The organism is Flectobacillus sp., assembly GCF_049240685.1.
Lineage (GTDB): Bacteria > Bacteroidota > Bacteroidia > Cytophagales > Spirosomataceae > Flectobacillus.
Genome location: NZ_JBMLSD010000206.1, coordinates 22,575 through 37,178 on the forward strand (window position 1 = coordinate 22,575; position 14,604 = coordinate 37,178).

Annotated in this window: 11 protein-coding genes; 9 read left to right on the plus strand and 2 right to left on the minus strand. The window is 38.5% G+C overall.

Annotation, left to right across the window (positions count from 1 at the left end):
- Together ACOVQ4_RS09480 and ACOVQ4_RS09485 are read left to right on the plus strand one after the other, a co-directional pair.
- Window positions 1-1,361: RagB/SusD family nutrient uptake outer membrane protein (locus ACOVQ4_RS09480; RefSeq protein WP_421820411.1), on the plus strand; the 1,361-nt coding region annotated here is incomplete at its 5' end.
- A gap of 85 nt (window positions 1,362-1,446) precedes the next feature.
- Window positions 1,447-4,995 (plus strand): FG-GAP-like repeat-containing protein, encoded by a 3,549-nt coding sequence (locus ACOVQ4_RS09485; RefSeq protein WP_421820412.1) that lies wholly within the window; start codon window positions 1,447-1,449, stop codon window positions 4,993-4,995.
- Between the two features lie 32 nt (window positions 4,996-5,027).
- Here the strand turns inward: ACOVQ4_RS09485 and ACOVQ4_RS09490 are convergent, their stop codons facing one another.
- The gene (locus ACOVQ4_RS09490) at window positions 5,028-7,355 is read right to left on the minus strand and encodes a penicillin-binding protein 1A (protein WP_421820413.1); all 2,328 of its coding nucleotides are present in this window, start codon (window positions 7,353-7,355) and stop codon (window positions 5,028-5,030) included.
- A 224-nt stretch (window positions 7,356-7,579) separates the two neighbouring features.
- Window positions 7,580-8,233, minus strand: coding sequence for a phosphatase PAP2 family protein (locus tag ACOVQ4_RS09495; protein ID WP_421820414.1), 654 nt, complete (start codon window positions 8,231-8,233; stop codon window positions 7,580-7,582).
- 300 nt (window positions 8,234-8,533) lie between these two features.
- Here ACOVQ4_RS09495 and ACOVQ4_RS09500 point away from each other — a divergent pair, with 300 nt between their 5' ends.
- The 7 genes from ACOVQ4_RS09500 (at window position 8,534) to accC (ending at window position 14,568) form a co-directional block, all read left to right on the plus strand.
- Window positions 8,534-9,181 (plus strand): YceD family protein, encoded by a 648-nt coding sequence (locus ACOVQ4_RS09500; RefSeq protein WP_421820415.1) that lies wholly within the window; start codon window positions 8,534-8,536, stop codon window positions 9,179-9,181.
- Between the two features lie 71 nt (window positions 9,182-9,252).
- Entirely contained in the window at window positions 9,253-9,447 is a 195-nt protein-coding gene (gene rpmF, locus ACOVQ4_RS09505) for a 50S ribosomal protein L32 (protein WP_095161299.1), read from the plus strand.
- Window positions 9,448-9,611: 164 nt separating this feature from the next.
- A complete protein-coding gene (gene plsX / locus ACOVQ4_RS09510) occupies window positions 9,612-10,553 on the plus strand; it encodes a phosphate acyltransferase PlsX (RefSeq protein ID WP_421820416.1) in 942 nt (313 codons plus the stop codon).
- 83 nt (window positions 10,554-10,636) lie between these two features.
- Window positions 10,637-11,626, plus strand: a complete 990-nt coding sequence (locus ACOVQ4_RS09515) for a beta-ketoacyl-ACP synthase III (RefSeq protein ID WP_421820417.1) — start codon at window positions 10,637-10,639, stop codon at window positions 11,624-11,626.
- A 194-nt stretch (window positions 11,627-11,820) separates the two neighbouring features.
- Window positions 11,821-12,384 carry an elongation factor P gene (efp, locus tag ACOVQ4_RS09520; protein ID WP_421820418.1) on the plus strand — a complete coding sequence of 188 codons (564 nt, stop codon included), beginning with the start codon at window positions 11,821-11,823 and terminating at the stop codon, window positions 12,382-12,384.
- 224 nt (window positions 12,385-12,608) lie between these two features.
- Window positions 12,609-13,085 (plus strand): acetyl-CoA carboxylase biotin carboxyl carrier protein, encoded by a 477-nt coding sequence (gene accB, locus ACOVQ4_RS09525; RefSeq protein ID WP_421820419.1) that lies wholly within the window; start codon window positions 12,609-12,611, stop codon window positions 13,083-13,085.
- A gap of 139 nt (window positions 13,086-13,224) precedes the next feature.
- Window positions 13,225-14,568, plus strand: coding sequence for an acetyl-CoA carboxylase biotin carboxylase subunit (gene accC, locus ACOVQ4_RS09530; RefSeq protein WP_421820420.1), 1,344 nt, complete (start codon window positions 13,225-13,227; stop codon window positions 14,566-14,568).
- The last annotated feature ends 36 nt before the right edge of the window (window positions 14,569-14,604 follow it).

The window sequence follows — 14,604 nt, forward strand, 5'->3', positions numbered from 1 at the left end:
TTCGTTTGGCAACTGCTTCTACTGCATTATCTGATGCCGACAAAAAACGTATTATTGCAGAAGCAAAAGTATTAAGAGGCCACTTCTATTTTGAATTGAAAAAAATATTCAATAGTGTTCCGTATATCGATGAAACAAAAGATTATGGTACGGGTATTGAAAAAGTGGCAAATACTCCTGATTTCTGGGATAAAATTGAAGCTGATTTCAAAGCAGGTATGGATAACCTTCCTGAAACGCTTGATCAGGCAGGTCGTGTAAACAAATGGGCAGCAGCAGCGTATTTAGGCAAAACATACTTGTTTGAGAAAAAGTATACAGAGGCAAAAGCTATTTTCGACCAAGTAATCGCAAGTGGTAAAACTACTAATGGTAAAAAATATGCATTAGTTGCTAAATATGCAGATATCTTCAATGCTGAAAATGATAACAATGAAGAATCTATATTTGCTGTACAAACCTCTATGAACACTGGTAGTACAAACAACTCAAATGCTTGGGACGATTTGAACTATCCTTATAACACTGGTGCTGACGGTCCTGGTAACTGTTGTGGTTTCTTCCAACCAAGTTTCTCTTTGGCAAATTCATTCCGTACAGATGCTAATGGTTTACCTTTAATAGATGGTTCTTATAATACAGGAAGTAATCAGTTAGTAAATGACTATGGCATTGAATCAAATGCAGCATTTACTCCAGATAAAGGTAATCTAGATCCTCGTATTGACCACTCAATCGGACGTCGTGGTATTCCTTACTTAGACTGGAAGGATCACCCAGGTAAAGACTGGATTCGTTCGCAACCTTATGCTGGTCCATATTCTCCTAAGAAATATGTTTATTATAAAACACAGGAGAATACCTTGACTGACGGTAGCTCATGGACTCGTGGTTATGCTACGATGAACTATACAATTATTCGCTTCGCTGATGTATTGTTGATGGCTGCAGAAGCAGAGGTTGAAGTAGGTAGCTTAGAAAAAGCACGTGAGTATGTGAATAGAGTAAGAGCTCGTGCAGCAAACCCTGCTGGTTTTGTAACAAAAGCTGGTAAGCCTGCTGCTAACTATGTGATTAACTTATATAACTCTGCTTGGACTGACAAAGCTGTAGCTCGTAAAGCGGTTCGTTTTGAACGTAAACTTGAGTTGTCGGGTGAAGGTCACAGATTCTTTGACTTAGTTCGTTGGGGTGAGGCCTCTACAGAATTGAATGCATACTTAGCGTATGAATCTAAATTCTTAGTAACGATGTTTGGTGGTGCTAAATTTACTGCAGGTAAAAACGAATACCTTCCAATCCCTCAAACTCAAATCGATATCCAAGGTAAAGATATCTTGAAGCAAAACCCTGGTTATTAATTTTAACCAATTGTAAGTTGCTTTAATACAAAAGAGATGGTATATATTGCCATCTCTTTTTTTATAAGATTTAACGCTCAATATCATGAAAAAACTATTACGACTTTGTATCTGTTTACTCCCTGTTGTTTGGCAAGTTTCGTGTACTAATGATGGCGCATTGTTTACCCAACTCAATGCAGAAGACACAGGCATTACCTTCTCAAATAGAATTACAGAGAGTGATACGATGAATGTTCTTACTTTTGAATATATCAACAACGGTGGAGGCGTCGCTGTGGGTGATTTTAATAACGATAGTTTGCCTGATGTCTATTTTACAGGAAATATGGTAAGCAATAAATTATACCTGAATAAAGGTGATTTTAAATTTGAGGATGTTACACAGAAGGCTGGCGTAGATGGAGCCAAAAAGTGGTGCTCGGGCGTAGCAATCGTCGATATTAATAATGATAATAAACTAGATATTTATGTTTGTGCTACAGCCAAAAAAGTAGCTTCTGAAAGAGCAAATTTACTTTACGTCAATCAAGGTGTAGATAAAAATAATGTACCGATTTTTAAAGAAATGGCTCAAGAATATGGTATTGCTGATACAACGCATACCACTAATGCAGCCTTCTTTGACTATGATAATGATGGTGACCTCGACCTTTATGTACTTGTCAACGAAATGGATGATACCCGTTTCCCGAACAAGTATCACGAAAAAATTGTAGATGGTTCTTCCAAAAGAACCGATAGACTTTATAGAAATGATTGGGATCCTATAAAAAAACACCCAGTCTATACCGATGTATCAAAACAAGCAGGAATTCAGATTGAGGGGTACGGTTTAGGACTCAATATTACTGACATCAATCGCGATGGTTGGAAGGATATCTATGTAACCAATGACTATTTGACCAATGATTTGCTTTATATCAATAATCATGACGGTACATTTACCGACCAAGCAAGTTTGTATTTCAAACATACTTCTTACTCCGCCATGGGGAATGATGTGAGCGATATCAACAATGATGGGTTGGTAGATATTATTGCATTAGATATGATGCCAGAGTCTAATTATCGTAAAAAAATGATGACGCCTGCCAATAACTATGTGACTTATCAAAATAATGAGCAATATGGTTATGGCTATCAGTATCCACGAAATACGCTTCAGGTTAATTTAGGAAAAGACCCTTACTCACAACGCCCATTATTTAGCGAGGTTGGTCTTTTGGCGGGTATTGCCGAAACAGACTGGAGTTGGACCCCAATGGTAACCGATTTTGACAATGATGGTCTTCGTGACATTATTATTACCAACGGATATCCCCGCGATGTTACCGACCAAGACTTCATTGCCTACCGTGCATCCATGTCTAGTATTATGACTCGAATGATGTTATTGGACTCTATTCCTTCCGTAAAAATCAAAAACTATGCCTACAGAAATAAAGGTAATTTGAAGTTTGACGAGGTTACTGAAGCGTGGGGAATTACTGAACCTAGTTTTTCAAATGGAGCCGCTTATGCTGACTTAGATAATGATGGTGACTTGGATTATGTTGTTAACAATATCAATGATTCGGCTTCTGTTTTTAGAAATAATGTGGTTCAACAAAAACCTCATGAAAGTAATTATCTCAAAGTGCAACTTAAGGGTGGCAAAGATAATGTTCAGGGATATGGTGCATGGGTCGAAATTTCGTACGCAAATAATCAGAAACAAGTGTATGAATATACCCCCTATCGTGGTTATTTGTCAAGTGTAGACCCTACTGCTCATTTTGGTTTAGGTAAAACACAAATAGTGAAAGAAGTAAAAATAATATGGCAAAGTGGGAAAGGACAAATCTTTAAAAATGTAAAAGCCAATAAAACGCTATTGGTAGAGGAGGCAAATGCACAAGTCCTGCCAACTGCGAAAGAAGCAATGTCAGCGCCTTTGTTGGCAGATGTTACAGATATCTTAAATGTAGGTTATGTACATCAAGAACAAGATATTATTGATTTCAACGTGCAAAAATTATTGCCTCATAAATTCTCGCAGTTTGGGCCAGCCCTAGCAGTTGGGGATGTAAATGGTGATGGCTTCGACGATGTATTTGTGGGCGGAGCAAGTCAGTACAAAGGGCGGTTTTTGTTGCAAAATGCTGTAGGTAAATTTGAGGTAAAAGATTTATTACCCGGATTAGAAGGAAAACAAAAACTCTCGGAAGATATGGGAGTATTGTTATTTGATGTAGAAAAAGACGGTGACTTAGATTTATATGTGGTAAGTGGAAGTTACGAATTTCCTGCGGGAGACCAAAACTACAAAGACCATTTGTTTATCAATGATGGAAAAGGAACTTTTCAGCCTGCCGACCAAGCTATCCCAGTATTATTAAAGAGTGGTTCTTGTGTAAAAGCTATGGATTATGATCGCGATGGCGATTTGGATTTGTTTATTGGAGGAAGAGTCGAGCCAGGCGCATATCCAAAGCCTGTGAGTAGTTATATCCTCCGTAATGAATCTCCCATGATAAAGTTTACGGATGTTACTGCACAGGTTGCGCCTCAATTAAATCAGATTGGCTTGGTTTGTGACGCTTTATGGACAGATTATGACAATGATGGTTGGGTAGATTTGGCACTCGCTGGAGAATTTATGCCAGTGACCTTCTTGAAAAATCAAAATGGAAAGCTGGCTTTAGCAAAAGAAACAGGTATCGAAAAATATAAGGGTTGGTGGAATAGCTTGAGCGCTGGTGATTTTGACAACGATGGTGATATAGATTACATAGCAGGAAACTTAGGTTTAAACTCCCTGAATCGTGCTTCAGAAACAAATCCTATTACTATTTATGCAAAAGATTTTAATAATGATGGAAATTATGATGCCATTCCAACGGTATATTATAAAGATTTGGATGGCGTTCGTAAGGAGTTTCCATTTAATACCAGAGATGATTTAGCTAAACAGTTTATACAAACTCGTCAACGCTTCGACTCGTATGCCAAATATTCAAAAGCCACTATACATGAAGTCCTAAAGCCTGAAGAATTACAAGATGCTGTGGTTGTTAAAGCAACTTGGATGAAAACTAGTTATATCGAAAATTTAGGTAATGGTACATTTAAAGTGAAGGAATTGCCAATTCAAACACAATTTGCGCCTGTATTTGGGATGATAGTGCAAGATTTTGACCAAGATGGTAACCTCGACGTCCTAATGACTGGAAATGATTATGCAACAGAATTAACAGTAGGGCGTATGGATGCCTCACAAGGGAATATCTTGAAAGGTGATGGGAAAGGAGATTTTGTGGTATTACCAATTAATCAAAGCGGATATCGTGTCGTAGGCGATACCAAAGCTTTGGTCGAATTACAATCTGCCAAAGGCACTTTACTAACGATTACTTCACAAAACAGAGATAAACTAAAATTCTTTGAAAGTACAAAACCATATAAAGTAATCGCTTTGGCAGCAAATGAAACTAGTGCTTTGCTAACACTAAAAAATGGTAAGACTCGTAAGGTCGAAATTCCGTATGGTTCTTCCTTTTTATCACAATCTACCCATAAGTTAATGTTTGGAAATGAGGTGATAAAAGCTCAGGCCATCAACGAAAAAGGTCAGAAGAGAATGTTAAACTAGATTAAAATAGAAAAGGGGCGCGAGCCCCTTTTTTAATTCAAAAATCCATCTTCCTCTTTAGGTTTTACCGTTGGAGATTGCACCTGAGTGGAGTCACTTGGTGCGGCATAACAGTTGATATCTACTCCGTCGGGCTTATTGAAAGGCTCTTTTTTATATCCTGCAATGCGAAGTGAAGGGTCGGCATAAACTTTATCCATAAACATTCCATAGGCGGGCATCGCCATTTTGGCTCCCTGCCCTAAACTAATACTTCGGAAGTGGATACTTCGGTCATCACCACCTACCCATACGCCTGCTACCAAACTTTGAGTAACGCCCATAAACCAACCATCAGAATAATTGGATGTTGTACCCGTTTTGGCACCAATTTCGTTGCCTTGAGCACAACTATAACGACGTAGTCCTTCGGCAGTACCTCCTGGTTCTTGTACCGCTCCTTGAAGCATGTGAACCATTTTGTAGGCCGTTTCTTTGGTCATTACTTGTTTAGTTGTAGTCTCAAAACGGCGAAGTTCATTACCATTTTTATCTTCAATACTAATAATCAAAAGCGGGTCGATACGGTATCCTTCATTCACAAAAGAACAATAAGCATCAACTTGCTCAAACACTGAAACTTCACTCGAACCCAAACAGAGTGCTGGTGTTTCATTCAAAGGACTCGTAATGCCAACTCGATGCGCAAATTCAGCTACTTTTTGTGGCCCTAATTGCTTCATTAATTTAGCGGCAATTGTATTAATCGAACGAGCCATAGCTCTACGAAGCGACATACTTTGATACGAATAGCGTCCGTCTGAGTTTTGAGGAGTCCAAGGTTTCATAATTCCATCTTCTTGTCCAAATGTAACAGGTTCGTCTACAACGTTATCACATGGTGTCACAATATCACTTTCGATTGCAGTAGCATATACAAAAGGCTTGAATGTAGACCCTGGCTGTCGTCGACTTTGACGAACGTGATCATATTTGAAGTATTTGAAATTAATGCCACCTACCCAAGCCTTCACATGACCATTGTTGGGGTCCATTGCCATAGCTCCTGCATTCAAGATTCGTTTGTAATAATTCAATGAATCCATCGGTGAAAGAGTTGTGTCTTTTTCTCCTTGCCATGAAAACACCGTCATGCGTACAGGTTTGTTGAGAACTTCCCATACTTTTTCTTCATCTCCCTCCATTTCCTCCATCAGTTGTTTGTAGCGGTCGGTACGTTTCATCGCATCTTTCAAAAAACCTTTAATTTCTCTCATGCGTTCATCAACCCATGGGTTGCGACCTTTCCAGTGCTCATAAAACTTCTTTTGCTGCGCCATCATGTGCTCTCGAATGGATTCTTCAAAATATTGTTGCATGCGAGAATCAAGCGTACAATGAATTTTGAGCCCGCTTGTATAGAGATTCAACTGCTCGTCGTCACCACGGCTCTCATTAATTTCGGAGATGATGGCTAAAAGTTGTTTCTTGATAGCTTCTCTAAAATAAGGCGCTAAACCGGTATTGTGGTTTTCAACTTTAAACCTCAACTGGATAGGCTTTTCCTGCAAGTCGGCAGCTTCTGATTCTGGCAAATACCCATATTTGACCATCTGTGCCAAAACAATGTTACGTCTGTCAAGGCATTTTTCAGGACGTCTTCGTGGGTCATAAAGATTTGGGTTTTGAAGCATTCCAACAAGCGTTGCGGCCTCATTCACACTAACATTTCCGACTTCTTTACTAAAATAGGTTTTACAGGCTACTCGAATACCATAGGCATTGTTTCCAAACTCAACCTCGTTAAGATACATTTTCATGATTTCTTGTTTGGTATATCTACTTTCGAGGCGTATCGCCAAAATCCATTCCTTGGTTTTTGCAATGATTGTACTCACTTTTGGAATACGCATCAAAAGTCCTTTATACTCCATTCCTTCCTCGGCAGATTCCGCTCTTCGAGTATTAAATAGATTTTTGGCCAATTGTTGAGTAATCGTACTACCACCACCTGCTGTACCAAAACTTGTCACAACACGAAAAGTACTTCGTAAGTCAATACCCGAGTGCTTAGAAAAACGCGCATCTTCTGTAGCCATCAAAGCATTGATGATATTAGGCGATAATTCTTCAAACTCTACAGGGCTACGGTTTTCTCTAAAATATTTGGTGAGTTCAACACCATCTTCCGAAATTAAAACAGAGGCTAATTGGCTTTTTGGGTTTTCAAGTTCTTGGAGACTAGGCATTCCTCCAAACAACCAGAAGAAGTTATAGTTGACAGCTAGAACATATAAAACAAGCGCAATAAAACCACGAATCGACCATTTCCAGATATTTTGAATGGTACGTTGGTATTTACCGGGTTGGAGTTTTATCATGGGTTAATAATTAGGACTTGTGTCGTTTTTTTAGTTGAAAATAAATTAGATAGAGCAATATTGTTAGATTGTTGACGCTGAACTTTCAAAATCTGCTATCTAAACTCGGCAATTAGGGAATATCACTTTTACAAATTTAAAAATTTAATACATATACGCTTGATTTAGTAGAAAAGTATTCAATCGTTACAGAATTATTGAGTCAAAGGTAAATTCTTCAGCTATTAAATTTTATGTACAAAGAGCCCCTTCTTGCTTAAATCAGGGAATTTTTTCTCGAAATAAACCTCATAAATCAATACTGCGAAGAATGCACTTGCCGTTCCGACGATAGCCCCACCCAATAAGTCCTCAGGAAAATGTTGGAATAGATAAGGCCTAGAGTATGCAGCCAAAACTGCCAACAATAAGAAAACAGGATTTAAAACAGACTTTTGCTTAAAAAATACCCAAAGCGTAAAGATACAAAACGCACTAGTTGTATGCCCCGAAGGAAAACTATTGAATCCATGAAGCTCAACCCCTTCGACATAGTGCCAAGGATAGTGGATATCCTTAAAGAACTCACTTGGCCTGAGCGTTTGAAAAGTGAATTTTAGTGCTTGTGAAAAAAGGGTACTTACAGCAAATGCAACAAGGCCTATAATAGATTGCTTATAATTGAAAAATAGCCAAATCAGAATCATTACCACAAAAAACCATCCTTCTCCTAGCTGGGTGGCTCCCCAAAAAAAGGAATCAGTCCAATTGGTGCGATGAGCGTTTATCCAACGCATCTGCTCAAATTTTGAATGATTGAGAACCCATGACAGGCCTCCAAACCAAACCAGTAAAAATGGAATAAAATAAGTAAGATTATTTTTTAAAAGTTTTTTCATGATACAAAGTTCGTAAAAAACAAGCCTCCTTCAAACAAGAGCTTTTTGATAGTTTGTCCAACCGCAACTAAGCAAGATGTATAGTAAGTGGTTCATTGCCTGAGAATTAATAAAAAATGTTTTTGACAAAAGTATTGCTTATAATTGTTGTCAATATCAAAAAAAGTCTCTAATTTTGCAGTCTTTTCTGGATAACCTAGCAATAGGTTAGCTCAGTACAAGGAGCACTATAAGATGATTGAAGTATTTTAAAGTGCTCAAAACGTGGTTGTTATACAAAACTTTATTCGGTAAAAAGCCTTGAAAAAGAATTATTTAGCAAACTATAAAATTGATATTTTTCGCCTCGAAAATAAGCAGTATGTGCACGAATTCGAGGGGGATAGCCAATTTTTTGCTGAATTTGAACAAGACGAAATCGAAAAAGGAAGCTTTGAAGCTAAGGTAACTTTAGATAAGTCTGAAACGATGATTCAGTTACTTTATGAAATAGAAGCAGTCGTAGAATTAACATGCGATAAAAGCCTTGAGCTATTCGACTATCCGATTAGTATTCATAAAAAAATGATTTTGAAGTTTGCAGACCGCACCGAAGAAATCACAGATGAATTGATGCTCATTGATAGAAATGTACAGCAGGTTAATGTAGCACAGGATATTTTTGACTTTATCTTTTTAGAAATACCAATCAAACGCTTGCACCCAAGGTTTGTACAGGAAGAAAATCTCTTTGATGATTTCGACGAAGATGATGAGGATTGGGACGACGATGATTTGTTGTGGGAAGATGAAGAAGGAGAAATCGTTTACACAACAGGAGGCGAAGATGATGTGGAAGAAGAAGAGGAAGAATTTGAAGAAGATGAAGAAAGCTCCGAAGAAGATTCAGATGCACCAATAGACCCACGTTGGGCTATTTTGAAAAATTTGAAAAATAATCAAAATTAATTTTAGAGCTATAAGTTCTAATAACATACATAAGTTAAGTAACAACGTAACAAAATAACGGAAATAAGAAAATGGCACATCCTAAACGAAGACATTCGACAACTCGCAGAGATAAGAGACGTTCACATGATTTTGCTACTCCAAAAGCAATCACTGTAGACCCAACTACTGGCGAAATTCACTTGCGTCACCGTGCACACGTATTCGAAGGTAACCTTTACTACAAAGGTAAAATGGTAGTAGAAGGTTATGCTGCACAAGCGTAATTGATACAATATTTTAGGTATTGAATAGGCTAAAGTTTCTGATTATCAGAGTTATAGCTCAAGCTTGTGTTTTTTGATATATAAAAAACACAAAAAAATACTGTTTTCAACTTCTTAAAATGCTATTTTTGCAATTACCAATTTTGCGTAAACAAAAATAACCAATGAATATAGGAGTTGATGCAATGGGTGGCGACTTCGCCCCACAAGCCATAGTTGAAGGAGCAGTATTAGCAGCTAATGAGTTGCCAGAGGGTGTTACTATCGTTCTGATTGGTCAGACCGAGGCAATTCAGGCAGTTCTTGATAAACAAAATTATGCAGGGTCAAACATTAAGATTGTTGAAGCAAATGAAACAATCGAAATGGGTGAGCATCCTGTAAAGGCCTTACAAGCTAAACCCAATTCCAGCATAGGAGTTGGGTTTAAACTTTTAAAGACAGGTGAAATCGATTCATTTGGGTCTGCTGGTAATACCGGAGCCATGATGGTTGGGTCTTTATTCTCTATCAAAGCTATTGAAGGAGTGCAGCGCCCTGCAATAGCAGGTTTTGCGCCACAAACCAACGGAAAAATGGCTGTCATGGTAGATATTGGTGCCAATGCCGATGTCAAACCTGAAATGTTGGAGCAATTTGGATTATTAGGCTCTATTTATTATCAAGCTACTACAGGAGAAGAAAACCCTAAAGTAGGCTTGATGAATATTGGCGAAGAAGCAGAAAAGGGCTCTTTGATTGCTCAACAAGCTCATAAACTTATGAAGGAAAATACTAAAATGAACTTCATTGGTAATATCGAAGGAAAAGATTTCTTTAAAGGCAAAGCTGATGTTATCGTCACAGATGGTTTTACAGGAAATATCCTTCTAAAAATGGGTGAGTCTTTATATGGTATTATGAAAGATCAAGGAGTTGAAACTCCGTTTCTTGATAAAACCAACTATGAAGCAGTAGGAGGTAGTCCTATCGTAGGTGTTAATGGTAATGTAATTATTGCCCATGGTGCTTCATCAGCTAAGGCTATCAAGAATATGATTCATCTTTCCGCAAATATCGTGGAATCTAAAGTTACAGAAAAGATTAAAGAAGCACTTAGTGCGTAGTGAGATTCCTGCCAACTACGGTGTCGTGCATAGAAGTATGATACATTTCGCTAGTTCGCAGATCACTATTTATATTATTGAACATGACAAAGATCACCGCAGCAATTACAGGCGTTCAGGGGTATGTGCCAGAGGAAGTTTTGACTAATGCCGATTTAGCTAAAATTGTTGATACCACTGATGAATGGATAACCACCCGTACAGGTATTAAAGAACGACGTGTCTTACGTGGAGAAGGACAGGGCACATCGGTAATGGGAGCAGAGGCTGTAAAGCGTTTGCTGGCAAAAACCAATACCAAGCCTGAAGAAGTTGACCTGTTGATTTGTGCTACAGTAACTCCTGACCATTTTTTTCCATCTACAGCAAATTTGATTTGTGACAAAGTTGGTATTTCTTTTAATGCATCTTATGATATAGCAGCGGCTTGTTCGGGCTTTCTAAATGCCCTCGTAACAGGAGCTATGTTCATAGAGGCGGGGCGTTATAAAAAAGTGATTGTGGTTGGTGCCGATAAAATGTCCGCAATTGTAGACTATACAGATCGTTCTACTTGCGTTTTGTTTGGTGATGGTGCTGGAGCAGTATTGCTCGAACCAAGCCAAGACGGAAATGGTATTCAGGATTTTATATTAAAGTCTGATGGTTCGGGTGCTAATCATTTGATTCAAAAAGGAGGAGGTAGTGCTTACCCTCCCACACATCAAACAATCGATAACAAGTGGCATCATATTCATCAAGAAGGACAGGCCGTATTTAAGTTTGCTGTAACACGTATGGCGGATGTTTCGGCTGAAATTATGGAAAGAAATAAGCTTTCGGGTGATGATGTAGCGTTTTTAGTGCCGCATCAAGCCAATAAGCGAATTATTGATGCTACAGCCAACCGAATGGGGGTTGGCCCAGAAAAGGTAATGCTCAATATACATAAATATGGAAACACTACAGCGGCAACTATCCCGCTGTGTTTGTGGGACTATGAAAATCAGCTTAAAAAAGGAGATAATCTCATCCTTGCAGCATTTGGTGGAGGCTTTACTTGGGGGAGTGTTTACCTCAAATGGGCCTACTAAAGTATCAAAACAGTAAACTCCCTAGCTAAATTTTGGTAAACTGGGGAGTTTACTGTTTTTTTTTGTGTTAAGTTCAGCGAACATTTTTGTAATTTTGTACATTCAAATTTTTGTAATTATCAAATTTGTAACTCTTTAGTGTTCAGAAAACAAGTTTATTAATGGTATTCCTTGTTTTCTAAATAATTGAAAAAATGGCAACTACTGCAGACATCAAAAACGGACTAGTAATCAAATTTAACAACGATTTATTTTCTGTTGTTGAGTTCTTACACGTAAAGCCTGGTAAAGGCCCAGCTTTTGTAAGAACTAAATTGAAATCATTGACTACAGGTAAAGTAATTGATAACACTTTCAACTCGGGAGTATCTATTTTCCCAGTACGTGTTGAACGTCGTTCTTTCCAATACTTGTACGAAGAAGAGTTTGGTTATACTTTTATGGATAACGAAAACTTCGAGCAAGTTACTTTAAACAAAGAAATGGTTGAGGCGGCAGACTTGATGAAAGAAGGCCAATCGGTGGAAATCTTAATCAATGCTGAGTCTGAGCAACCAATCTCTTGTGAAATGCCTCCATTTGTTGAGCTTGTTGTAACTTATACCGAACCAGGTATCAAAGGTGACACAGCCAACTCTCCCAAAAAACCCGCTACAGTTGAAACAGGTGCTACTATTACTGTACCTTTATTCATCCAAAACGATGAGAAAATCAAGGTAGATACTCGTACTTACGAATACGTAGAACGCGTAAAATAATACCTGTAAGATAAGTAATTGATTTTCAATAAAGTTTTACTCCTCCAGAATTTACTGGCTCAACTAAAAATACTTATATTTACCGTATCTTTAGTCCTGAAATTATAGGACCGTGTCCTGTTTCGGCCTTAAGTTTTGTGAGATGTATCTTTGACAACAATTACTTATCTGAAAAACCCTTTTACGTAAATTTTATCAATTAGACATTGTAACACCAACCTCCAATGGAAAATAAAGAAATCCAAAAGCTATTAGATTTTATTGCTCAATCAACTCTTGATGAGGTAAATATCGAAACATCTGAGTTGAAATTATCAGTAAAACGTTACGGACAAGCTCCAGTTGTTCAGCAAGTTGTGTCTGCTCCTGCGCCTGTTGCAGCTCCTGCTCCAGTGGCGGTTGCTCCTGCGGCAGCACCTGCAGCACCAGCTACTCCAGCAGCAGCTCCTGTGGCGGCTTCTAATCGCGTGACTATTAAATCTCCAATGATTGGTACATTCTACCGTTCGGCTAGCCCTGATTCACCTTCTTTTGTTGAAATAGGATCTGAAATCTCTAAAGGTAAAACTGTTTGTATCATCGAAGCTATGAAATTGTTTAACGAAATCGAATCAGAGGTGTCTGGTCGTATCGTTGAAGTATTGGTAGAAAACGCAACGCCAGTTGAGTTTGACCAACCTCTTTTCGTAGTTGAACAATAAGCCAACCTTATTGAATTACCCCATCTATTTGGTTTTACTTTTCAATAAGTCGAAAACGCTCTTTTTTGTTAGTTGATGTGCTTAGTAATATCACAAACAATCAAGAATGTTTAGTTGAGTTTATAACTAAAGCTAAAGAATGTTTAAGAAAATACTTATCGCCAACAGAGGTGAAATTGCCCTCCGCATCATCAGAACATGTAAGGAGATGGGCATCAAAACGGTAGCGATTTATTCTACTGCAGACCGTGAAAGCCTTCACGTAAAATTTGCTGACGAAGCTGTTTGCATTGGCCCACCGCCAAGCCGTCAGTCGTATTTGAATATCCCTGCGATTATTTCGGCGGCCGAAGTAACAGGTGCGGATGCTATCCACCCGGGGTATGGTTTCTTGTCAGAAAATGCTGAGTTCTCTCGTATTTGTTCTGAATATGGTATCAAATTTATTGGTGCTACAGCCGAACAAATTAATTTGATGGGTGACAAAGCTACTGCTAAGGCTACCATGAAAACTGCTGGCGTTCCGGTAATTCCAGGCTCAGAAGGCTTGATTGATACTGTTGAAGATGCTAAGCGTATTGCAAAAGATATCGTTTATCCTGTAATTATCAAAGCTACAGCGGGTGGTGGTGGCCGTGGTATGCGTATTATCCGCCATGAAGATGAGTTTGAAAAGCTCTGGAACGATGCCAAAATGGAAGCTGCCAATGCTTTTGGAAACGATGGTATCTACATGGAAAAATACGTAGAAGAACCACGTCATATCGAAATCCAAGTAGTAGGTGATCAATTCGGAAAAGTATGTCACCTTTCTGAGCGTGACTGTTCTATCCAACGTCGTCACCAAAAACTTTGTGAAGAAACTCCTTCGCCTGCGCTTACTCCAGAGCTTCGTGAAAGAATGGGCGAGGCTGCTATCAAAGGGGCTTCTGCTATCAAATATGAGGGTGCTGGTACAATCGAATTCTTGGTTGATAAGCATGGTGATTTCTACTTCATGGAAATGAATACTCGTATCCAAGTAGAACACCCAATTACTGAGGAAGTTACAGATTTTGATTTAATTAAAGAGCAAATCAAAGTTGCAGCTGGCGTTCCTATTTCAGGCCAAAACTACACACCAAAATTGTATGCCTTGGAGTGCCGTATCAACGCCGAAGACCCTGCCAATGGATTCCGTCCTTCTCCAGGTAAAATTACTAATCTTCACTTGCCTGGTGGTCATGGTGTTCGTATTGATAGCCATGTATACGCAGGATATACAATTCCGCCTAATTATGACTCTATGATTGCAAAAGTAATCGTTTCGGGTCAGAGCCGTGAGGAGGTATTATTGCGTATGAAACGTGCTTTGCAAGAGTTCGTAATCGATGGTATCAAAACTACGATTCCTTTCCATATCAAATTGATGGATGACGAGCGATTCAAATCTGGTCAATTTACAACAGCCTTTATGGAAGGTTTTGATTTGAAAAGCTTGTAATTGATAGATTCAATAACACATAAAAAAAGGGTTCTG